Consider the following 24,448-nt stretch of genomic DNA (forward strand, 5'->3'; position numbering starts at 1 on the left):
ACACAATGGTTCTTTTTTAAATCATTTCGCACATTCTTGCCGGATTAAATCTGGTTTTGTTGCAAGGCTGATTTTAAAAACTGCGCGAGTTGCTGCTGTAAGCCAACTTTAGTGCCGCCCGCTGACGGCGGTTTTGCCAGTATTTGCCCAGTCTCATCCCCGGTTTTTCAATCCAGATGAAACTCAGACGCGCGCACGAGAGCACCACGCCCAGCGTCGCCAGCAACAGCAAATGATTGCTCAGTGCACTGCCGGTATGAATATAAAGCGCTTTTTCACCCTGCAACTGCCATTCCGGAATAAAACGCGCGAGCAGCACATTGAGCATAAACAGCACAATAAAATGCATCAGATAGATCGAATACGACCACTCGCCCAGCGCGACAAAAACCGGTCGTTTCAAATAATCTGAAATGACGCCACGCTCTAGCGCAAACACCCCGATGGCCGCAGCAAAACCCCAGCTGGCCCAGTAACTTTTCTGCGGATAGTTCAGCGTGATCATGAAATACAGCGCGATCAGCGTCAGTATTTCCAGCGCGTTCATCCAGCGGCGGGACGGGACGAATTCACGGGTTTTGACGTGAGCCGCATACATTGCCGCCCCAATGAAAAAACAATTCAGCCCGCGCAGACCCGGACTGTGCGCCAGCTTCGGCGCCAGCAAGAAGCTGGCCAGCGAGCAGAGAAAAACCATCAACAGCATGGCCGCTGTGGTTCGCCGGCGCGCCAGCAACACGATCAAACCGAAAACGACGTAAATATAATATTCAACGCTGATGCTCCACGACGGACCATTGAATGCAAACAACTCGGCCTCGGGCAGCCAGCCTTGCAGCAGCAGCGCGTTATAACGCAACTGCACGATTAAATCGCCATCGAGCACCATATCTGGCAAATCGCTCAGCCTGGCCTGATCAAGCAGCGGAGTCAGCACAATCAGCGCACACATCAACAGCAACGTCGCCAGATGCAGCGGAAAAATCCGGCAAGTCCGGCTAATCATGAAATCGCGCAGCCCCGCGCCATTCATTGCCTTGTCGTGATAGCGATGCGCCAGCACAAAGCCGCTGAGCACAAAGAAAAATTCGACCAGCAAGCCTGCCGAGCGGAAAAAAGACCATTCGGCCACGCTCTGCCACAAATGGATATGAAACAGCACCACCGAAACGGCACACAGGCCACGGAAGCTATCGAGAACGACAAAGCGTTGGGAAGCAGCGGGATTCATTGAGGGTGACGAATTAGATCTGGCAGAGAAAACCGCATTTTAGGCTCAAGCGGCCAAATGAATGTAAGCAAATGTGCTGGTGCTGAATTCGCAAAGCTCCGCAATATTTATCTATGGGTATTTAGTTGCCTAGCTTATTTTACAGTGTGTTCGTTAGCATACCCACAAATGGTATGTTGATCCTCGGAGCTACGAGTTCTTGGTTTTATGCGGCTACGCCGCGATGTTTTGATGCGCGTTCCGCCGCGCAGACGGGTAGGGGGGCTTTGCTTCTCCAAAGCCCCCTACACCCCAAAGGAGCCCCCCGCCTGCGGCCCTCCGGGCTGCCCTCAGTCGGTCGCGAGCCAAACGATAAAACTGTTTGTCTCACTCCACTCCCTCGGCGATGGGCGACAGGGGATTAAAGCCCCAGACCACAGAGCGCGAACTAAATTGGCATGGGGTATATCAATCAAAGCAGGAATCAAATTGCCCTTCAGGGCAACACCATGGCATGTATATGCCGAAATGGTTGGGCTGCGCAGATTCCCCTGCATCGGCGCCGAGTGAGGCATGCCGTAGCTTGGCAACTTGTTGCCTTAGCGAAGGCTGTGCCCTTGGGGTAAACAGGCGGGGCGGGGTTTCGGTTGCGCCTGTTTTGTTAAGCGCAACCGCCGCCTCGACAGTCCGCAGCGAGGCGTGACGGAGCTTGGCAGCTTGCTGCCCTAGCGAAGGCCGTGGCCTTAGGCTAACAATCCCGCGTAGCGGGACGCGGATGCCGCGGCGCATAGCCGCCAATCCGTGGTGGATGAACGTTGCAGGCAAAGAAAAACCGCCATGGTTGGCGGTTTTGGGGTTTGATGCATGTGGTGTAATGCCTGCGGCGATTACGCACTACAGCGCTTGCTGTGAACGGAGATTGCTTTGGTTGATAGCCAAATTTCTACATAACCTATTGGTTTTTTTATGTCGGCTTCCGTAAGGGGAATGAGATTTAATTTTAGTTCGTATCCTTCATTACAAGCATGATTTTCAAAGTTGTTTTTAATTTGCTGGGCAAGTAGTTTGTCTTTTTCGCTGAAGTATCTTATGTCACCATTAGTCAATCCCTTGGGTATTGGATGATCTTGATAAGGATACTGAATATCACCCTCAGCTAAAGTGTCTGCAATAGAGGATAATATTTCCTTGGGGAAATCTGTTTCGTAGAAAATTTTTGTGCTTGGGTCTTTCAAAATTCTTGCTGCTTTTTTTGCGTCTGCCCATAGTTGTTGATCTTCAGAAATTTTGCTTAATCCTTCGAAGATGTTGTAGGTTATTTCTTCGGGAAATGTTACAAGCATTATTTGCTGTAATTGCTTGCTCTTTTCTCCTTTCCCAAAAATATCTTTTTTATGCTCTGTCATAAATTTTGCGACATCTAGCATCCAGACTTGCTTTGCTTTTTTTTCTTCAAGTACACGAGTTTCTTCCGCATTAATTTTGCTTAGTTGAAGCTCTTTATCCTTATCAATTGATGCAATGTATATCTGAGCAGCGCTTACACCAATGGCCGCTATCGATGCTATACCAGTGACGATGACCGAAAAATTCTCCTTAATGAAGGATGGCTTTTTATTTTGGGTTCTGGATATAAATTTTCTTTGTATGGATTTCATTTTTTATTTATAAGAGAGTTAGTTAGGCGTTGAGGAGAGGTCAATGCGCCTCTTCCCAATTCTCCCCAACCCCCACTTCCGCCAGCAATGGCACTTTCAATTCAGCCACGCCCGCCATGATGATTGGTAATTGCGATGTTACTACGGTCAGCTCATCGTCAGGTACTTCTAAGATCAACTCATCATGCACCTGCAACAGCAGTCGACTGCTCAATTTTTCAGCAATCAGCCAGTTATTCACCGCCACCATCGCCAATTTAATCAAATCCGCCGCCGTGCCTTGCATCGGCGCGTTGATTGCCGCACGTTCAGCCCCTGCACGCTGCGCGCCGTTGGATGATTTGATCGCCGGTAGCCACAGGCGGCGCCCGAACACGGTTTCCACAAAACCGGCTTCTTTCGCTGCGGCGCGGGTGACTTCCATGTATTCGGCGACGCCGGGGAAGCGGTTGAAATAGCGTTCGATAAAGGTTTTCGCCGCTTCGCGGGTGATTTCGAGCTGGGCGGCGAGGCCGAATACGCCCATGCCGTAGATCAGGCCGAAGTTGATGCTTTTGGCGTAGCGGCGCTGCTCGCTGGTGACTTCATCGAGCGCGATGCCGAAGACTTCGGCGGCGGTCGCTTTGTGAATGTCGAGACCCTGCTCGAAGGCGCGGATCAGCGCGGCGTCGCCAGAGAGATGCGCCATGATGCGCAGCTCGATTTGTGAATAATCGGCCGAAACGATTTTGCTACCGGCTGGCGAAATAAACGCTTCGCGGATTTTGCGACCCTCGGCGGTGCGTACCGGGATGTTTTGCAGGTTCGGGTCGGTCGAGCTCAGTCGTCCGGTGACGGCGACGGTCTGGTTGAAATTGGTGTGCACGCGACCGGTATTCGGGTTGATCATCAGCGGCAGCTTGTCGGTGTACGTCGATTTCAATTTCGACAGACTGCGGTGTTCAAGCAGCACTTTGGGCAGCGGGTAATCTTTGGCGAGTTCGCTCAATACTTCTTCGTCGGTCGATGGTGCGCCTTTTGGCGTTTTTTTGATCACCGGCAGTTTGAGTTTGTCGAAGAAAATTTCGCCGAGCTGTTTGGGCGAGCCGAGGTTAAACGGCTGACCGGCGAGCTCGTATGCTTGCTGCTCCAGCTCGATCAGCCGCAGGCCGATTTCGTGGCTTTGACGGTTGAGTTTGTTGGCATCGACCAGAAAGCCGTTGCGCTCCATCACGTACAGCACGTCGCGCGACGGCATTTCGATTTCGCGATAAACGTAATACAGGCCGGGCTGTGCCGTTAAACGCGGCAACAGGGTATTAGCCAGACGGCCAGTAATATCGGCGTCTTCAGCCGCATACTTAGTAGCGGTATCGAGATCAACTTCGGCAAAGCCGATCTGTTTAGCGCCTTTGCCGCAGATGTCTTCGTATTTGATCGTCGTTTCGCCCAGCTCGCGCAGCGCTTGATCGTCCATATTGTGTTTTTCGTGGCTGGCGAGCACATAGCTCATCAGCAGCGTGTCGTCGGCGATCCCGGCCAGATTGATGCCGAGATTGGCCATCACATGTTGATCGTATTTCAGATTCTGGCCGACTTTTTTGTGCTCGTTTGATTCCAGCCACGGCTTGAGCTTGGCCAGCGTTTCGTTAAACGGTAACTGCTCAGGGGTGTCCGCGCCGTGGTGCGCCAGCGGCAGATAGGCCGCTTCGCCGCCTTGCACCGAGAACGACATGCCAACGAGCCGCGCCTGCATCGAGTCGAGGCTGTCGGTTTCGGTGTCGAACGCCGTCATTGGTGCTGCGTTGATTTTGGCTAGCCATTTGTCCAGTAGTTCGGGCGTGTTGATACAGTCATAACGGCGCGCCAGCGGCGCAGCGGGGATTGTGGTAATTGCTGGTTTAGGGGGTATTGCCTCAGGGGTATTGTCTGCAAACAAATCTGAAGTGATACCTGTAGCGGTATCTGCTGCTGGAGCGGCGCCGACTTTGCCCTCCATTTCGCGCAGCCAGGTGCGGAAGTTATAGCGTTTGAACAGCGCCAGCAGCGTCGCGCTGTCTTCAGTCTTGTAAGTCAGATCGGCGAGGCCATTGGGTAGCTCGGCGCTTAGGTCGACGTCGCATTTGATCGTCACCAGTTCTTTCGCTGTTGGCAGCCACGCGAGCGTATCGCGCAGATTCTGGCCAACGACACCCTTGATTTCGTCGGCTTTGGCGACGATTTGATCAAGCGAGCCGTATTCAGCCAGCCATTTGGCCGCAGTTTTCGGCCCGCATTTGGGAACGCCCGGCACGTTATCGACGGTGTCGCCGATCAGCGCCAGATAGTCGACGATCTGCTCGGGCCAGACGTTGAATTTGGCAAATACGCCGTCGCGGTCGAGCACTTCTTCGGTCATGCTGTTTTCGATTCGCGCGTGCTCGTCGACCAGCTGCGACATGTCTTTGTCGCCGGTCGACATAATGGTCGTGATGCCTTGCGCGGAGGCTTGCCGCGCCAAAGTGCCGATCACATCGTCGGCCTCGACGCCGGCTATCATCAGAATCGGAATGCCGAAGGCGGTGACGGCGGCGTGAATCGGCTCGATCTGCACGCGCAGCTCATCCGGCATCGGTGGGCGCTGCGCTTTGTATTGCGGGTAAATGTCGTCGCGAAAGGTTTTGCCTTTGGCATCGAACACGCACGCGATATAATCGGCGTGCGTTTGCGTGCGCAATTTTTTGAGCATGTTGACAAAGCCGAACAGGGCATTGCTCGGCGTACCGTCGGGTGCGCTTAATTCGCGGATGGCGTGAAAGGCACGGTAGAGATACGATGATCCGTCGATTAAAAGCAGCGTCGCCATGCGGGAGTTCTCTATACTGTGATTGGGTGTGCCGCCCATTATAAACGAGCTATTAACCTGTTAAGGGAGTGAACCATGCGCCATTTACTGATTGCCCTGCTGCTGGGCTCGCTGGCGGTGCCAGCCTATGCCGAAGTGGTCGCCGACATGCCGCCACCGATGCCGACCGAAGATACCCCCGCTGTGATCGAACAAGCACCCGAAGTTCGCATCATTGAAAAATCCGACGCTACCATCGCCGAATATCGTTTGCGTGGCAAACTGTACCAAGTCAAAGTCACGCCGAAAGTGGGCAAGCCCTATTTCCTGATCGATCCGACCGGCAAAGGCGATTTCATGCGCCGCGAGCTGGGTGAGGATATTGCTGTCCCGACCTGGGTTTTGCTGGAATTTTGAGAAAATTGAATGTCTGTTTTTACTACCGTCAGCAGTGAAGATTTAATTCCGTTCCTGAAGCGTTATTCTCTCGGGCAACTCGTCGAGATCAAGGGTATAGCCGCAGGCGTCACCAATACCAACTACTTCGTTACCACGACCCATGGCAGGTATGTGTTGACGCTGTTTGAAACACTGCGCGCCGACGAGCTGCCGTACTACGTGAATCTGATGGTGCATCTGGGTCAGCACGGCATTGCGATTGCCGCACCGATTGCCAATCTGAATGGCGACTATGTCGACGAGCTGAACGGCAAACCCACATTATTGGTGCCTTGCCTGCCCGGAGCGGTGACCGATAGCCCAAACGCGGTGCAATGCGCTCAGGTCGGTGAAATGCTGGCGCAAATGCATCTGGCAGCCGCCAGCTACAGCGGCCAGATGGCCAACCCGCGCGGCCCGCAATGGTGGTCGGCAACGGCGCAGGATATGTACCCGTTTATGAGCGAAGCCGACGCAGCGCTGCTGCATGCCGAAGTGCAACTGCAATCGCAGCACAAATTCGATCAACTACAGATGAATTTACCGAAGGGCGTAATCCATGCCGATCTGTTCCGCGATAATGCGCTGATGAATGGCGATCAGGTTGGCGGTTTTATCGATTTTTACTACGCCTGCAATGACATCCTGCTGTACGACCTGGCCATTACGCTGAACGACTGGTGCGTGCTGGAGAATGGCGATATTGATGCCGAACGAGCCAAAGCCATGCTGGCGGGCTATCAGTCGGTACGCCCACTGACCGCAGCAGAAATCGCCGACTGGCCGATTATGCTGCGCGCCGCTGCGCTGCGTTTCTGGGTTTCGCGCCTGCTAGATTTTCACAAACCGGCTGCGGGTGAAATGACTTTCGCCAAAGACCCAGGCCATTTCCAGCGGGTGATCGAACATCACAAAGCGCGTAACGATTTCTGGCTCTGATCGGAGTCATTAATGACATTGCTAGAGCAACTTTACGCATGGCAAACCAGCCATGCGATTTTATTTGGTGCCGATACGGCATCATATTGCCTTGATCAGCGCCGCCGTTATCAAGGTCAGGCACTGGCCGTCGCGCGACCCAAAGACACCGAACAGGTGCAGCAACTGGTGCGTCTGTGTGCTGAACATGGCGTAGCGATTGTTCCGCAGGGCGGCAATACCAGTTTGTGCGGTGCAGCAACGCCGCTGTCCAGCGGGCAATCATTGATTATCTCGTTCGAGCGGATGAAGCAAATCGTCCGTGTCGATGCTGACAACAATACGATGATCGTGCAGGCCGGCGTGACGCTGGCGCAGGTGCAGCAAGCCGCGCTGGCGGCGAACCGGCTGTTTCCGGCCAACTGGGCCGCTGCAGCAAGTTGCCAGATTGGCGGCGCGCTGGCAACCAATGCGGGCGGCGTCAATGTGCTGCGCTACGGCAATATGCGCGAGCTGACCTTGGGGCTCGAAGTCGTTCTCGCCAGCGGCGAAGTCTGGGATGGCTTGCGCGGCTTGCGCAAGGACAATACCGGCTACGATCTGAAGCAATTGTTTGTCGGCTCGGAAGGCACACTGGGGCTGATTACCCAGGCGGTGCTGCGGCTTTATCCATTGCCGACCGCACACGCCACAGCGCTGGTCGCGGTGGAAAACCCGGCGGCGGCGATTGATTTGCTGCGTGGCTTGCAGGCCGAGGTGGGAGATCGGATCACGTCATTCGAGCTGATTTCTGCGCCTTGTCTGGATCTGCTGAAAAAACACTTCCCGCGGCTGGCGCAGCCATTTGACTCAATCCCGGCCTGGTGTGTGCTGATCGAGCTGTCTGATGGTGGCGAAACCGCCGCGCTGATCGACAGGCTGGCCGAATATCTGTTTGCCCACGGTTGTATCGATGCCTATGTCGCGCAAAGCGCCAGCGAAGCAGCCGATTTCTGGTTGTTGCGCGAATCAATTCCTGACGCGCAACGTGTTGAAGGTGTCAGCATTAAGCACGACATTAGTTTGCCGATTGGCGTGATTCCTGACTTTCTGCGAGTATGCGGTGCCGAGTTGATCGCTCACTTTAGCGGGGCAAACATTGTGGCCTTTGGTCATCTGGGCGATGGTAATCTGCATTACAACCTGTTTCTGGCTGATCAAACCGCGGGTGTTTACATGCAAGAGCACGCAGTGAACGAGATTGTTTATCGCCATGTTGCTGCACTCAACGGCAGCATCAGTGCCGAGCATGGTATCGGCCAGCTCAAACGCGAATCATTGCAGCAGGCGCGCCCGGCGCTCGAGTTGGCGATGATGCGGCAGATCAAGGCTGCGCTCGATCCACTGGGCATTTTTAATCCGGGCAAGGTGCTGTAGATTTTAAGCGCGCCAGTTTTTCGATCAATCCACTTGAAGGCATGAAATGACGCAGTCGGACGCGAGTAGCAGCAAGCATGAATTTGAATGGCATATTCCGGAAAGTCAGGCGCATTTTGATCCCTTGCTGGATTGTCTGGTTGAGCTGACGCGTTTACATGGCGAGCCGTGGACTGCACAGGCGCTGGCCGCGGGCTTGCCGCTGGTTGAAAACCGGCTGACGCCCTCGCTATTGCCGCGTGCGGCAGCCCGTGCCGGCCTTTCATCGCGAGTGCTGCGTCAAAGTCTGAATCAACTTCCGGAACGGCTCTTTCCAACGATCATTTTGCTGCATGATCAGCGCGCTTGCGTGCTGCTCGAAAAGCTCGCCGATGGCCGGTTTCGCGTCCGCTTACCCGAAACCGGCGAGGCGGTTGAGACTTTCACCGAAGCCGAGCTGACGGCACAATATGCCGGCATTGCGATCATCGTCCGTCCGCGTTTCCGCTTTGATTTGCGCACGCCAGAAATGGGGCAGATTCGCGAGCGGCATTGGTTCTGGGGTGCGATGTATGACAACTGGCGTATTTACCGCGATGCACTGATTGCCGCTTTGCTGATCAATGTCTTTGCGCTGGCGATGCCGCTATTTTCGATGAATGTTTATGATCGGGTCGTTCCCAATCATGCGATTGAAACCTTATGGGTGCTGGCGCTTGGAGCTGTGCTGGTGCTGGGTTTTGATTTTGTTCTGCGTACTGCACGCGGCTACATCCTTGATGTCGCGTCCAAGCGGATCGATATTTCGCTGTCGGCCTTGATTATGGAGCGGGTGCTGGGCGTGAAAATGAGCGCCAAGCCCGCTGCGGTCGGCTCGTTTACCGCCAATTTGCGGGCTTTTGAATCGGTTCGTGATTTTATTGCTTCGGCGTCGATCACGACGCTGGTGGATTTGCCCTTTGTTTTCATTTTCTTTCTGGTGCTGATCTGGATTTCACCGTGGCTGGTGTTGCCACCGCTGATCGGTGCGTTATTGATTGTCGGTTTTTCGTGGCTGGCACAGGCCAAGATGAACCAGATGGTCGAGTTGACGCAGCGCGCCGCAGCGCAACGGAATGCCACGCTGGTTGAAAGCATGGTGGGTCTGGAAACGATCAAAATCATGGGTGCCGAGGGGGAAATGCAGCGCCGCTACGAACGTGCAACGCGCTTTCTGGCACAAATTGGTGGCCGGCTTAAATTGCTCTCGACGACGACGGTGAATTTTGCTCAAGCGATTGCCCAGCTGGTTTCGATTGTGATTGTGATTGTCGGCGTGTATCTGCTTGTCGACGGGCAGATCACGATGGGGGGGATTATTGCTGCCTCGATGCTGGCGGGGCGCGCAATGGCGCCGCTGGGTCAGGTCGCAGGTTTGCTGATGCAATACCAGAATGCCAAAACAGCACTCGGCGCGGTGGAAAGCCATATGCAAATGCCGATCGAGCGCCCGGCCAATAGCTCGTTTTTGCATCGCGATGCTTTCCGCGGTGAAATCGAATTTCGCAATGTGACTTTCAAATACCCGGATCGTGATGATTTTGCGCTGAAAAATGTCAGCTTCAAAATGAAGGCGGGTGAAAGGGTTGGCGTGATTGGCCGCGTCGGTTCGGGAAAAACGACGATAGAAAAACTGATTTTGGGACTGTATCAGCCGGAAGAGGGCGCGGTGCTTATCGATGGGATCGATACCCGCCAGATTGATCCGGCTGAGCTGCGTCGTGCCATTGGTTTTGTTCCGCAAGACCCGCTGCTGTTTTTCGGTACGCTCAAGCAGAATATTACATTGGGTAATGCTTCGGCTGATGATGCACAGGTGCTCGCCGCCGCCGAGCTGGCCGGGATTGCCGAATTTGTAAATGCCAATCCGCGTGGTTTTGATATGCCGATCGGCGAGCGCGGAGAATCCTTATCGGGTGGTCAGCGGCAAGCGGTATCGATTGCCAGAGCGGTATTGAATGATCCGCCGATGCTGATTCTGGATGAACCGAGCAGCGCGATGGATCATCAGAGTGAAGATCGTTTGAAATCGCATTTACGTCATTATCTGGTTGGCAAATCGATGTTGTTGGTGACGCATCGAACTTCCTTGCTCGAATTGGTCGATAGGCTGATTGTGATCGATCAGGGACAGGTCATGGCTGACGGGGCGAAAGCACAAGTCGTCGAGGCCTTGCAACAAGGCCGGATTCCCAAAGCAGGAGGGGCGGCATAATGCAGGAACCCATCGATATGCAGACCGAGCTTAAACCCAATCTGTTCAAACGCATCTGGACGAGAATCAGCCAACGCAGCGATATCTTGTTTGATCGTTATATCTTTTTTTCCGAAGAATCAGATCTGATTGATGATCGCGATTACATCGCCGATGCCAACCATACGATTGTCGAGCAAAGCCCGCATGGCGCACGGGTATTGATCCGGGTTGCTGCATTGGCAATGCTGGTGCTGATTTTGTGGGCGGCATTTGCCGAGCTCGACGAAGTGACCAAGGGTGAAGGCAAAGTGATCCCTTCGCGCGAGTTACAGATCATTCAGAGTCTGGATGGCGGCAGCGTGCAGGAGATTCTGGTGCGCGAAGGCCAGCAGGTCAAAAAAGGCCAGCTGTTGCTCAAGATTGATTCAACGCGCTTTGTTTCGACGCTGAAAGAAAGCCGGGCTCAATATTTGTCGCTCAAAGCCAAAGCTGCACGGCTTGATGCGCTGGCCAATGGCAAGGCATTTGCAATGCCGGACGATGTCACGACTGAAGCGCCTGATATCGCCAATCAGGAACAGATGCTGTACGAATCAAAACTCTCCGAGCTTGATGCCAGCCTGGGTGTGGCGCGTCAGCAAATGAATCAGCGTACACAGGAACTCAATGAAATTCGTGCCCGTCGTGAGCAAGCCTCGCAAGGTTATGAATTGACCAAGAAAGAGCTCGATGCAACCCGGCCACTATTAAAAAGCGGTGCCGTTTCGGATGTCGAAGTATTGCGGCTGGAGCGTGATGTGTCGCGCTATCTGGGTGAACGCAATAGTGCCAGTGCGCAGATTCCGCGGGTTCAGGCTGCGATTTCCGAAGCCAGTCGCAAGATTCAGGAAGTCGAGCTGGTGTTTCGCAATGAGGCGCGTACCGAGCTGAGTGAAACCAGCGGCAAACTCAGTTCGCTATCCGAAGGTAATGTGGGCTTGGCTGATCGCGTCAAACAATCGGAAATCCGCTCGCCGATGGATGGTACGGTTAAACAGCTGTTTGCCAATACCGTCGGTGGCGTGGTGCAGCCGGGCAAAGACATTATTGAAATTGTGCCTGCCGGTGAAAGCCTGATGCTGGAAGTGAAAATCCAGCCACGTGATATTGCCTTCTTGCGCCCCAAGCAGCAGGCCACCGTCAAGTTCACTGCGTATGACTTCTCGATTTATGGCGGTCTGGCCGCCGAAGTGGTGCAGATCGGCGCTGACACGGTCAAGGATGAAAAAGGCAATGTGTTTTATCTGATCCGGGTACGCACGACCGAAGGTTTTCTGGAAAAAGACGGCAAACACTTACCGATTATTCCGGGCATGATTGCCGAAGTCGATGTGCTGACCGGCAAGAAAACCGTGCTGTCCTATTTGCTAAAACCCGTGTTGCGCGCTAAATCCAGCGCATTGAGCGAACGATGAGCCGAACTCTTTATTTGATCAGCGATGATCCGGTCTTGCTGGCGCATTGGCAGCAAAGTCTGGCGGCGTATCCGCTGCAACAGACGGGCGCAGCGCCTTTGCCCGCCGGGGCAACATTGATTGTTGACGCTGCCTGCAGTGGCGAGATGGCCTGGCAGCGTCTGGCCGAGCAAGGCAAGCTACAGGCGCATGTGGTCTTGCTCGCCAGCTCGACGCCCAATGACGAAGAGGGCTATCGGGCTCTGCAACTGGGCTTTAGCGGCTATTGCCATGCTTATGCGCCAGCGCCATTGCTGGAGCAGATTGTCGAGGTGATCCAATCTGGCGAAATCTGGGCCGGACGTTCGCTGGTGCAGCGGCTGCTTGGCGCGATCAACCGGCTGCCTGCGCAGCAAAACGTGCTGCAGGGTCTATCGGATCGTGAAGCGCAAGTTGCCCGGCTGACGGCCAAAGGCCTCAGCAACAAGGAAATCGCCCGCCAGCTCGAGATCACCGAGCGCACGGTCAAGGCGCATCTGACGACCATCTTTGAAAAACTGAACGTCGGCGACCGTGTCCAGCTGGTGCTGCGCGTCAACGGTCTGGTCTGAGTGATTTCCCATAGGATGCCTTGATTTCTCTGGCTTTTAAGCTAGTGTCGGTTTTTTGCCAAAACTGTACTTTGGTACAGTCGCCAGCCCCTGTCTGCTCACGTACATTCCAGCATCGGAAAAAATCAATCTGGGAGTCGTGGGCATGGCCGAAACCGTTATCAGCAGCGCAGAAGCACAAAAAATCGTCGTAGTTGAAGGCGAAGCATTTATTCGCGATGCCAGCGGTAAAGTCACGCCCATTGCCGCAGGCCAGCAGCTGCAGGAAGGTCAGGTGATCTTCACCTCGGCCACCGGCCACGTCACGCTGCTGTTGCCTAATGGACAGGTCATCGAAGTGGGCGCTGATCGCAGCCTGCTGCTCGACGGCGATCTGGCCGCCACCCAGCCGACGGATGCGACCGAAGCTAAAGTGGCTAACACCGACACCAGTGCAAACCAGATTATCAACGCGCTGAATCAGAATACCGATCTTAACGAACTTATCGAAGCGCCGGCTGCCGGTTTGAATGGCGCAGGGCCGGAAGGCGAAGGCAGTGGTTTTGTCCGCTTGCTCCGTATTGCCGAACAAGTCGACCCAATCAGTTTTGATTTTGCGACGACTTTAGCTCGGACCGAGCCAGTTACCCCAGCTTCATCAGGCGAAGCGACGCCTCAATCCGGTGAGGTTGATGATGGTACAGACCCCGGCGATACCGGTTCAAATAATGTGCCACAGGGCAACGATGTCAGTGTGACCACGACCGAAGATACGCCGGTCAGTGGCCAGCTCGTCGCCCAAGATCCGGACGGCGATACTCTGGTTTATACGCCAAATACCCAGCCAGGGCATGGCTCGGTTGTTGTTAACAAAGATGGTTCGTGGACGTATACCCCAAGCCAAGATTACAACGGCAGCGACAGCTTCACTGTCACCGTTACCGACGGCAAGGGCGGCAGCGATACGCTGACGATCAAGATCGGCGTTACGCCAGTCAACGATAGCGCCACCATCGCCGGTCAAGACAGCGGTGCAGTCACCGAAGACAGCAACGTCCAAGCCGGCAACACGCTGCAAATTGGCGGCCAGCTCACCGTCAGCGATCCGGACGGCGCAGCCGAAGAAAACTTCCAGCCACAAACCAATACACCAGGCACGTATGGCTCGCTGAGTATCGACAGCACTGGTGCGTGGAGCTATACCGCCAATAACGGTCAAAGCGCCATCCAGTCACTCGACGACGGCGGCAGCCTCACCGACACCTTCACCGTTCAATCGGCTGACGGCACCACACACAGCATCGTTATCACCATCAACGGCCAGAACGACGCGCCAGTACCGAGCGCAGCCACACTGAGCGTCAAAGAAAACGACCCAGTCGCCAACGGCCAGCTCGTCGCCAGCGACGTCGATACCAACGACCAAGGCAAACTGAGCTTCGCCACCGGCAGCAACATCCCGGGTCTGGTGCTCAACAGCAACGGCAGCTACAGCTTCGACGCCACTGATCCGGCGTACAACAGCCTCAAAGAAGGTGAAGTACAAACGATCACCGTACCGTACAGCGTCACCGACGGCACTGCGACGAGCAACAGCACACTGACGATCACCGTCGTCGGCACCAACGACAAACCGGTCGTACAACCACCAGTACCGACACCGGGCAACACGCCAGTTAACGTCGACCCGGCCACCGGCGACTACCTGCACTCGGTGCCGGAAGACACCGTGGTCAACGGCAAAGTCATCGCCAGCGACGCTGACAACGACACGCTCAGCTACAGCGCAGGCACCGCACCTAGCCACGGCAGCGTCACCATCGACCAAAACACCGGCGCTTATGTTTACACGCCAAGCGCCAACTACAACGGCAACGACAGCTTCACCGTACTGATTGACGACGGCAACGGCGGCACAACCACCGCGACCATCAAGATCGAACTGACGCCAGTCGGCAACCCGGCCACCATCGCCGGTCAAGACAGCGGTGCAGTCACCGAAGACAGCAACGTCCAAGCTGGCAACACGCTGCAAATTGGCGGCCAGCTCACCGTCAGCGACGTCGACGGCGCCGCCGAAGAGAACTTCCAGCCGCAAACCAATACACCAGGCACGTATGGCTCGCTGAGTATCGACAGCACTGGTGCGTGGAGCTATACCGCCAATAACGGTCAAAGCGCCATCCAGTCACTCGACGACGGCGGCAGCCTCACCGACACCTTCACCGTTCAATCGGCTGACGGCACCACACACAGCATCGTTATCACCATCCACGGCCAGAACGACGCGCCAGTCCCAACGGCCGCCACACTGAGCGTCAAAGAAAACGACCCCGTCGCCAACGGCCAGCTCGTCGCCAGCGACGTCGATACCAATGACCAAGGCAAACTGAGCTTCGCCACCGGCAGCAACATCCCGGGTCTGGTGCTCAACAGCAACGGCAGCTACAGCTTCGACGCCACTGATCCGGCGTACAACAGCCTCAAAGAAGGTGAAGTACAAACGATCACCGTACCGTACAGCGTCACCGACGGCACTGCGACGAGCAACAGCACACTGACGATCACCGTCGTCGGCACCAACGACAAACCGGTCGTACAACCACCAGTACCGACCCCGGGCAACACGCCAGTCAACGTCGACCCAGCCACCGGCGACTACCTGCACTCGGTGCCGGAAGACACCGTGGTGAACGGCAAAGTCATCGCCAGCGACGCAGACAACGACACGCTCAGCTACAGCACAGGCAGCGCGCCAAGCCACGGCAGCGTCACCATCGACGCCGCCACGGGTGCCTACGTCTACACGCCAAGCGCCAACTACAACGGCAACGACAGCTTCACGGTGCTGATTAACGACGGCAACGGCGGCACGACCACCGCGACCATCAAGATCGAACTGACGCCAGTCGGCAACCCGGCCACCATCGCCGGTCAAGACAGCGGTGCAGTCACCGAAGACAGCAACGTCCAAGCCGGCAACACGCTGCAAATTGGCGGCCAGCTCACCGTCAGCGATCCGGACGGCGCAGCCGAAGAAAACTTCCAGCCACAAACCAATACACCAGGCACGTATGGCTCGCTGAGTATCGACAGCACTGGTGCGTGGAGCTATACCGCCAATAACGGTCAAAGCGCCATCCAGTCACTCGACGACGGCGGCAGCCTCACCGACACCTTCACCGTTCAATCGGCTGACGGCACCACACACAGCATCGTTATCACCATCAACGGCCAGAACGACGCGCCAGTACCGAGCGCAGCCACACTGAGCGTCAAAGAAAACGACCCAGTCGCCAACGGCCAGCTCGTCGCCAGCGACGTCGATACCAACGACCAAGGCAAACTGAGCTTCGCCACCGGCAGCAACATCCCGGGTCTGGTGCTCAACAGCAACGGCAGCTACAGCTTCGACGCCACTGATCCGGCGTACAACAGCCTCAAAGAAGGTGAAGTACAAACGATCACCGTACCGTACAGCGTCACCGACGGCACTGCGACGAGCAACAGCACACTGACGATCACCGTCGTCGGCACCAACGACAAACCGGTCGTACAACCACCGGTACCGACACCGGGCAACACGCCAGTTAACGTCGACCCGGCCACCGGCGACTACCTGCACTCGGTGCCGGAAGACACCGTGGTCAACGGCAAAGTCATCGCCAGCGACGCTGACAACGACACGCTCAGCTACAGCGCAGGCACCGCACCTAGCCACGGCAGCGTCACCATCGACCAAAACACCGGCGCTTATGTTTACACGCCAAGCGCCAACTACAACGGCAACGACAGCTTCACCGTACTGATTGACGACGGCAACGGCGGCACAACCACCGCGACCATCAAGATCGAACTGACGCCAGTCGGCAACCCGGCCACCATCGCCGGTCAAGACAGCGGTGCAGTCACCGAAGACAGCAACGTCCAAGCTGGCAACACGCTGCAAATTGGCGGCCAGCTCACCGTCAGCGACGTCGACGGCGCCGCCGAAGAGAACTTCCAGCCGCAAACCAATACACCAGGCACGTATGGCTCGCTGAGTATCGACAGCACTGGTGCGTGGAGCTATACCGCCAATAACGGTCAAAGCGCCATCCAGTCACTCGACGACGGCGGCAGCCTCACCGACACCTTCACCGTTCAATCGGCTGACGGCACCACACACAGCATCGTTATCACCATCCACGGCCAGAACGACGCGCCAGTCCCAACGGCCGCCACACTGAGCGTCAAAGAAAACGACCCCGTCGCCAACGGCCAGCTCGTCGCCAGCGACGTCGATACCAATGACCAAGGCAAACTGAGCTTCGCCACCGGCAGCAACATCCCGGGTCTGGTGCTCAACAGCAACGGCAGCTACAGCTTCGACGCCACTGATCCGGCGTACAACAGCCTCAAAGAAGGTGAAGTACAAACGATCACCGTACCGTACAGCGTCACCGACGGCACAGCGACGAGCAACAGCACACTGACGATCACCGTCGTCGGCACCAACGACAAACCGGTCGTACAACCACCGGTACCGACCCCGGGCAACACGCCAGTTAACGTCGACCCGGCCACCGGCGACTACCTGCACTCGGTGCCGGAAGACACCGTGGTCAACGGCAAAGTCATCGCCAGCGACGCTGACAACGACACGCTCAGCTACAGCACAGGCAGCGCGCCAAGCCACGGCAGCGTCACCATCGACGCCGCCACCGGTGCCTACGTCTACACGCCAAGCGCCAACTACAACGGCAACGACAGCTTCACCGTACTGATTGACGACGGCAACGGCGGCACAACCACCGCGACCATCAAGATCGAACTGACGCCAGTCGGCAACCCGGCCACCATCGCCGGTCAAGACAGCGGTGCAGTCACCGAAGACAGCAACGTCCAAGCTGGCAACACGCTGCAAATTGGCGGCCAGCTCACCGTCAGCGACGTCGACGGCGCCGCCGAAGAGAACTTCCAGCCGCAAACCAATACACCAGGCACGTATGGCTCGCTGAGTATCGACAGCACTGGTGCGTGGAGCTATACCGCCAATAACGGTCAAAGCGCCATCCAGTCACTCGACGACGGCGGCAGCCTCACCGACACCTTCACCGTTCAATCGGCTGACGGCACCACACACAGCATCGTTATCACCATCCACGGCCAGAACGACGCGCCAGTCCCAACGGCCGCCACACTGAGCGTCAAAGAAAACGACCCCGTCGCCAACGGCCAGCTCGTCGCCAGCGACGTCGATACCAATGACCAAGGCAAACTGAGCTTCGCCACCGGCAGCAACATCCCGGGTCTGGTGCTCAACAGCAACGGCAGCTACAGCTTCGACGCCACTGATCCGGCGTACAACAGCCTCAAAGAAGGTGAAGTACAAACGATCACCGTACCGTACAGCGTCACCGACGGCACAGCGACGAGCAACAGCACACTGACGATCACCGTCGTCGGCACCAACGACAAACCGGTCGTACAACCACCGGTACCGACCCCGGGCAACACGCCAGTTAACGTCGACCCGGCCACCGGCGACTACCTGCACTCGGTGCCGGAAGACACCGTGGTCAACGGCAAAGTCATCGCCAGCGACGCTGACAACGACACGCTCAGCTACAGCGCAGGCACCGCACCTAGCCACGGCAGCGTCACCATCGACCAAAACACCGGCGCTTATGTTTACACGCCAAGCGCCAACTACAACGGCAACGACAGCTTCACCGTACTGATTGACGACGGCAACGGCGGCACAACCACCGCGACCATCAAGATCGAACTGACGCCAGTCGGCAACCCGGCCACCATCGCCGGTCAAGACAGCGGTGCAGTCACCGAAGACAGCAACGTCCAAGCCGGCAACACGCTGCAAATTGGCGGCCAGCTCACCGTCAGCGATCCGGACGGCGCAGCCGAAGAAAACTTCCAGCCACAAACCAATACACCAGGCACGTATGGCTCGCTGAGTATCGACAGCACTGGTGCGTGGAGCTATACCGCCAATAACGGTCAAAGCGCCATCCAGTCACTCGACGACGGCGGCAGCCTCACCGACACCTTCACCGTTCAATCGGCTGACGGCACCACACACAGCATCGTTATCACCATCAACGGCCAGAACGACGCGCCAGTACCGAGCGCAGCCACACTGAGCGTCAAAGAAAACGACCCAGTCGCCAACGGCCAGCTCGTCGCCAGCGACGTCGATACCAACGACCAAGGCAAACTGAGCTTCGCCACCGGCAGCAACATCCCGGGTCTGGTGCTCAACAGCAACGGCAGCTACAGCTTCGACGCCACTGATCCGGCGTACAACAGCCTCAAAGAAGGTGAAGTACAAACGATCACCGTACCGTACAGCGTCACCGACGGCACTGCGACGAGCAACAGCACACTGACGATCACCGTCGTCGGCACCAACGACAAACCGGTCGTACAACCACCGGTACCGACACCGGGCAACACGCCAGTTAACGTCGACCCGGCCACCGGCGACTACCTGCACTCGGTGCCGGAAGACACCGTGGTCAACGGCAAAGTCATCGCCAGCGACGCTGACAACGACACGCTCAGCTACAGCGCAGGCACCGCACCTAGCCACGGCAGCGTCACCATCGACCAAAACACCGGCGCTTATGTTTACACGCCAAGCGCCAACTACAACGGCAACGACAGCTTCACCGTACTGATTGACGACGGCAACGGCGGCACAACCACCGCGACCATCAAGATCGAACTGACGCCAGTCGGCAACCCGGCCACCATCGCCGGTCAAGACAGCGGTGCAGTCACCGAAGACAGCAACGTCCAAGCTGGCAACACGCTGCAAATTGGCGGCCAGCTCACCGTCAGCGACGTCGACGGCGCCGCCGAAGAGAACTTCCAGCCGCAAACCAATACACCAGGCACGTATGGCTCGCTGAGTATCGACAGCACTGGTGCGTGGAGCTATACCGCCAATAACGGTCAAAGCGCCATCCAGTCACTCGACGACGGCGGCAGCCTCACCGACACCTTCACCGTTCAATCGGCTGACGGCACCACACACAGCATCGTTATCACCATCCACGGCCAGAACGACGCGCCAGTCCCAACGGCCGCCACACTGAGCGTCAAAGAAAACGACCCCGTCGCCAACGGCCAGCTCGTCGCCAGCGACGTCGATACCAATGACCAAGGCAAACTGAGCTTCGCCACCGGCAGCAACATCCCGGGTCTGGTGCTCAACAGCAACGGCAGCTACAGCTTCGACGCCACTGATCCGGCGTACAACAGCCTCAAAGAAGGTGAAGTACAAACGATCACCGTACCGTACAGCGTCACCGACGGCACAGCGACGAGCAACAGCACACTGACGATCACCGTCGTCGGCACCAACGACAAACCGGTCGTACAACCACCGGTACCGACCCCGGGCAACACGCCAGTTAACGTCGACCCGGCCACCGGCGACTACCTGCACTCGGTGCCGGAAGACACCGTGGTCAACGGCAAAGTCATCGCCAGCGACGCTGACAACGACACGCTCAGCTACAGCACAGGCAGCGCGCCAAGCCACGGCAGCGTCACCATCGACGCCGCCACCGGTGCCTACGTCTACACGCCAAGCGCCAACTACAACGGCAACGACAGCTTCACCGTACTGATTGACGACGGCAACGGCGGCACAACCACCGCGACCATCAAGATCGAACTGACGCCAGTCGGCAACCCGGCCACCATCGCCGGTCAAGACAGCGGTGCAGTCACCGAAGACAGCAACGTCCAAGCTGGCAACACGCTGCAAATTGGCGGCCAGCTCACCGTCAGCGACGTCGACGGCGCCGCCGAAGAGAACTTCCAGCCGCAAACCAATACACCAGGCACGTATGGCTCGCTGAGTATCGACAGCACTGGTGCGTGGAGCTATACCGCCAATAACGGTCAAAGCGCCATCCAGTCACTCGACGACGGCGGCAGCCTCACCGACACCTTCACCGTTCAATCGGCTGACGGCACCACACACAGCATCGTTATCACCATCCACGGCCAGAACGACGCGCCAGTCCCAACGGCCGCCACACTGAGCGTCAAAGAAAACGACCCCGTCGCCAACGGCCAGCTCGTCGCCAGCGACGTCGATACCAATGACCAAGGCAAACTGAGCTTCGCCACCGGCAGCAACATCCCGGGTCTGGTGCTCAACAGCAACGGCAGCTACAGCTTCGACGCCACTGATCCGGCGTACAACAGCCTCAAAGAAGGTGAAGTACAAACGATCACCGTACCGTACAGCGTCACCGACGGCACAGCGACGAGCAACAGCACACTGACGATCACCGTCGTCGGCACCAACGACAAACCGGTCGTACAACCACCGGTACCGACCCCGGGCAACACGCCAGTTAACGTCGACCCGGCCACCGGCGACTACCTGCACTCGGTGCCGGAAGACACCGTGGTCAACGGCAAAGTCATCGCCAGCGACGCTGACAACGACACGCTCAGCTACAGCACAGGCAGCGCGCCAAGCCACGGCAGCGTCACCATCGACGCCGCCACCGGTGCCTACGTCTACACGCCAAGCGCCAACTACAACGGCAACGACAGCTTCACGGTGCTGATTAACGACGGCAACGGCGGCACGACCACCGCGACCATCAAGATCGAACTGACGCCAGTCAATGACGCGCCTGTGACCAACAACACGAGCGCTAGTGGCAACGAGGACACGCTGATTGCCGTGAGTCTGAGCGGCAGCGATGTGGATGGCTCGGTGGCCAGCTTCAAATTGACCAGCTTGCCAACCAATGGCACGTTCTACAGCGATGCAGCCGGAACCCAGCCGCTGAATGCCACCAGCGTGATTGCTGCAAGTAATAATGGCGCAACGATCTACTTCAAGCCAAACGCAGACTGGAATGGTAATGCGACATTCGAATATACCGCGACTGACAATCAGGGACTGAGCGACGCGACGCCGGCGAATGGCACGATTACCGTGAATGCGGTCAACGATGCGCCTGTGACTAACAACACGAGCGCCAGCGGTAATGAGGACACGCTGATTGCGGTGAGTCTGAGCGGTAGTGATGTGGATGGCTCGGTGGCCAGCTTCAAATTGACGAGCTTACCAACCAATGGCTCGTTCTACAGCGATGCAGCCGGAACCCAGCCGCTGAATGCCGCCAGCGTGATTGCGGCGAGCAATAATGGCGCGACGATCTACTTCAAGCCAAATGCAGACTGGAATGGCAACACCAGCTTCCAATATACCGCGATTGACAACAACGGATTGAGCGATGCAACACCGGCCAGCGGCACGATCACAGTCAACCCGCTCAATGATGCGCCACTGGGCGTTGCTGATCAGGTGAATGCGAATGAGGGGAAAACGACGACCTTTACTTCTTCAGTGCTGGGCAACGATACCGATATTGATTCGTCTGCTTCGTCGCTGAAAGTGATCGACTTTTCAGCCAACTCATCCGGCACTGCCGCGCAGCAGGCCGATGGCGCTCACACGATTACCACGGCCTTGGGCGGCACGGTCACGATGAATCAGGATGGTACGTTCAGCTATGTTGCGCCGGTGCGCAATCATGCTGATACAACGCCGGATCAGGATAGTTTCTACTATCGTGCGAACGATGGCAGTGCGTCCTCTGCGTGGACAAAAGTCACCATTGATATTGCCGATAGCACGCCGACTGCAGTGGCTGATACCGCAACGGCGGATTACCTCGGCGTGGTGGCTGGTAATGTACTGACGAATGATTCGGCGCTTGATCTGCCGATGAAAGTGAGCAGCGTGACTTTTGGCGGGCAGACTTACCAGTTGCCAGCCAATGGTTCTTCATTGGTACTGGATACCCCGAATGGCAAATTGACCATTGCGAATGACGGTAGCTATTCGTATCAGTCCGAAGTGAAAACCGTGGCGGTGGATAATTCGAGTCTGGCGCAATGGAATGCGGACGTTGGCTTGTACGGTCAGACCAGCTCGGCCTGGCACAATGCCGATGGTTCCTTGAATATCGGTGGTCTGGGTACGGCAGGGCAGAACGTCAATCTGCAAGGTGGTACGGGAAAAGTGGGTCTGGGGGTTGGGCAAGCCAAGGGCATTAACGGCGATGAAGCGCTGGTCATGGACTTCAAAACCGATGTGATGCAAGCGCATGTGACCTTGGCGCAATTTAATGGCGGCCAATCGAATGCGAAATGGTTTGCCTACGATAGCGAAGGCAATCTGGTTGCGAGCGGTAACTTTATGAATACCAGCAGCAATGGTTCTCCTGTGCTGCAAGAGGTGACTGCTGATCTGCCTTTCCATTATCTGGTGGTGCAATATACCGATCCAAGCAATCAGGGGTATGTGGTCACTGGCTTGAGCTATGACCTTGCGCCATCGACGATGAGTCCGGAAGTGGTGACTTACACCGCCAAGGATCAGGATGGTTCATCGGTGAACTCAACACTGACGCTGGGCGTGGCTCTGCCTAATACGGCACCGGTGGCAGTGGATGATTACACCTATACCAAAACCGGTCAGTCGGTGACTTACAACGTCATCGGCAACGATCATGATGCGCAGAATGACACGCTGAGCATTTTCGGTACGCCGGTTGCAACGAATGGCACGGTCACCGTCAATCCAAACGGTACGCTTACCTTTGTGCCGACAGCGGGCTTCACCGGCGATGCGACGGTGACTTACAGCATTAGCGATGGCCGTGGCGGAGTGGATACTGCGGTTTGGACGATCAAGGTCGTTGATGGAAGTAATGTCTTCACTGGCGGTGAAATTAACGACACATTTACTGCTATCGATAATAGCGTGATTCAACAAACGCCAGCGTGGACGGATTACAGCAAGTGGTTTGTAACCAATAATCCGGCCGATATTATCTATCACCCGGGTGTTGATGGGACGACGAACACGAGTGGCAATGATCAAGTATTTGTTACTAATTCTTCGAATGATTTCATCGAGGCTGGCAATGGTAACGACTTGATGTTTTTGGGTGAAACTCAACCCAATAATACGGGAGATCAGTCGCAGGCATTTATTCTTGCTGATGGCTTGATGACCGTGGCGCTGGGGGCCAATGACCAGAACACGCTGATGCTCAATACCAAACAGCAATTGTCGGCCGCAGCAAAAACCTCAGCCGAATGGGCAGATATTGCTCATGGTGGTGCCGGCAACGACACCATGTTTGGCGAAGGTGGCACCGATATGCTGTTTGGTGGCACGGGCGACGATAAACTGTATGGTGGTACTGCTGCTGACGGTCTGCGTGGCGGTGAAGGTCATGACCTGTTGAATGGCGGCGCTGGCAATGATGTATTGCGCGGTGATTCAGGCTCTGATGTGTTCAAATGGACTCTGGGCGATCAGGGCACGGCGGGAACGCCGGCACGCGATATCGTGATGGATTTCAACCGGAACGGTCTGGGTCGCGATGGGACTGCGGACGCTGACAAGCTGGATCTGCGTGATCTGCTGCAGGGTGAAAACAGCGGTAATCTGACGCAATACCTGCACTTTGAAAAATCGGGCAGCGATACCATTGTCCATATCAGTTCGGGCGGCAAATTTGCCTCTGGCGATAGTGATTTGACGATTGCAAGCAAGGAAAATCAGGTGATTACTTTGCAAGGGATTGATTTGACGACTGTTGGTAATGATCAGGCGATCATTGCCGACTTGCTGAACAAGGGCAGACTCATTACCGATTAAGTCGCACTGAGTAAAAAAAGGCCAACCTTCGGGTTGGCCTTTTTTATCGTTTGA

Annotated in this window: 10 protein-coding genes; 7 read left to right on the forward strand and 3 right to left on the reverse strand. The window is 56.3% G+C overall.

The window, feature by feature from the left end; genetic code table 11:
• Positions 1–73: 73 nt before the first annotated feature.
• The 3 genes from ACG2XO_RS05590 to polA form a co-directional block, all read right to left on the reverse strand.
• A complete protein-coding gene (locus ACG2XO_RS05590; protein WP_410499830.1) occupies positions 74–1,231 on the reverse strand; it encodes an acyltransferase family protein in 1,158 nt (385 codons plus the stop codon).
• An 866-nt stretch (positions 1,232–2,097) separates the two neighbouring features.
• The gene (locus tag ACG2XO_RS05595; RefSeq protein WP_410499831.1) at positions 2,098–2,868 is read right to left on the reverse strand and encodes a hypothetical protein; all 771 of its coding nucleotides are present in this window, start codon (positions 2,866–2,868) and stop codon (positions 2,098–2,100) included.
• A 40-nt stretch (positions 2,869–2,908) separates the two neighbouring features.
• The gene (polA, locus tag ACG2XO_RS05600) at positions 2,909–5,692 is read right to left on the reverse strand and encodes a DNA polymerase I (RefSeq protein WP_410499832.1); all 2,784 of its coding nucleotides are present in this window, start codon (positions 5,690–5,692) and stop codon (positions 2,909–2,911) included.
• 75 nt (positions 5,693–5,767) lie between these two features.
• On the opposite strand from polA, the gene ACG2XO_RS05605 reads away from it, so the two are divergent.
• The 7 genes from ACG2XO_RS05605 (at position 5,768) to ACG2XO_RS05635 (ending at position 24,394) form a co-directional block, all read left to right on the forward strand.
• Positions 5,768–6,088, forward strand: a complete 321-nt coding sequence (locus ACG2XO_RS05605; protein ID WP_410499833.1) for a DUF2782 domain-containing protein — start codon at positions 5,768–5,770, stop codon at positions 6,086–6,088.
• Positions 6,089–6,097: 9 nt separating this feature from the next.
• Positions 6,098–7,048: a homoserine kinase gene (locus ACG2XO_RS05610; protein WP_410499834.1), complete on the forward strand. Its 951-nt coding sequence runs from the start codon at positions 6,098–6,100 to the stop codon at positions 7,046–7,048.
• A 12-nt stretch (positions 7,049–7,060) separates the two neighbouring features.
• Complete coding sequence (locus tag ACG2XO_RS05615; RefSeq protein ID WP_410499835.1) at positions 7,061–8,443, forward strand: FAD-binding oxidoreductase; 1,383 nt, start codon at positions 7,061–7,063, stop codon at positions 8,441–8,443.
• A 46-nt stretch (positions 8,444–8,489) separates the two neighbouring features.
• Positions 8,490–10,676: a type I secretion system permease/ATPase gene (locus ACG2XO_RS05620; RefSeq protein WP_410499836.1), complete on the forward strand. Its 2,187-nt coding sequence runs from the start codon at positions 8,490–8,492 to the stop codon at positions 10,674–10,676.
• Positions 10,676–12,112 carry an HlyD family type I secretion periplasmic adaptor subunit gene (locus ACG2XO_RS05625; protein WP_410499837.1) on the forward strand — a complete coding sequence of 479 codons (1,437 nt, stop codon included), beginning with the start codon at positions 10,676–10,678 and terminating at the stop codon, positions 12,110–12,112. Before ACG2XO_RS05620 ends, ACG2XO_RS05625 begins: the two co-directional genes overlap by 1 nt.
• On the forward strand, positions 12,109–12,702 hold the full coding sequence (locus ACG2XO_RS05630) for a helix-turn-helix transcriptional regulator (protein ID WP_410499838.1): 594 nt from the start codon (positions 12,109–12,111) through the stop codon (positions 12,700–12,702). Before ACG2XO_RS05625 ends, ACG2XO_RS05630 begins: the two co-directional genes overlap by 4 nt.
• 145 nt (positions 12,703–12,847) lie before the next feature.
• Complete coding sequence (locus tag ACG2XO_RS05635) at positions 12,848–24,394, forward strand: retention module-containing protein (protein WP_410499839.1); 11,547 nt, start codon at positions 12,848–12,850, stop codon at positions 24,392–24,394.
• Positions 24,395–24,448: the final 54 nt, after the last annotated feature.

Source organism: Chitinibacter sp. S2-10 (genome assembly GCF_046530675.1).
In the GTDB taxonomy this organism is placed as follows: domain Bacteria; phylum Pseudomonadota; class Gammaproteobacteria; order Burkholderiales; family Chitinibacteraceae; genus Chitinibacter.

Excerpts from the sequence above, each read along its gene's own strand:
- ACG2XO_RS05590 (WP_410499830.1), bottom strand. The coding sequence starts at position 1,231 with ATGAATCCCGCTGCTTCCCAACGCTTTGTCGTTCTCGATAGCTTCCGT.
- ACG2XO_RS05595 (WP_410499831.1), bottom strand. The coding sequence starts at position 2,868 with ATGAAATCCATACAAAGAAAATTTATATCCAGAACCCAAAATAAAAAG.
- polA (WP_410499832.1), bottom strand. The coding sequence starts at position 5,692 with ATGGCGACGCTGCTTTTAATCGACGGATCATCGTATCTCTACCGTGCC.
- ACG2XO_RS05605 (WP_410499833.1), top strand. The coding sequence starts at position 5,768 with ATGCGCCATTTACTGATTGCCCTGCTGCTGGGCTCGCTGGCGGTGCCA.
- ACG2XO_RS05610 (WP_410499834.1), top strand. The coding sequence starts at position 6,098 with ATGTCTGTTTTTACTACCGTCAGCAGTGAAGATTTAATTCCGTTCCTG.
- ACG2XO_RS05615 (WP_410499835.1), top strand. The coding sequence starts at position 7,061 with ATGACATTGCTAGAGCAACTTTACGCATGGCAAACCAGCCATGCGATT.
- ACG2XO_RS05620 (WP_410499836.1), top strand. The coding sequence starts at position 8,490 with ATGACGCAGTCGGACGCGAGTAGCAGCAAGCATGAATTTGAATGGCAT.
- ACG2XO_RS05625 (WP_410499837.1), top strand. The coding sequence starts at position 10,676 with ATGCAGGAACCCATCGATATGCAGACCGAGCTTAAACCCAATCTGTTC.
- ACG2XO_RS05630 (WP_410499838.1), top strand. The coding sequence starts at position 12,109 with ATGAGCCGAACTCTTTATTTGATCAGCGATGATCCGGTCTTGCTGGCG.
- ACG2XO_RS05635 (WP_410499839.1), top strand. The coding sequence starts at position 12,848 with ATGGCCGAAACCGTTATCAGCAGCGCAGAAGCACAAAAAATCGTCGTA.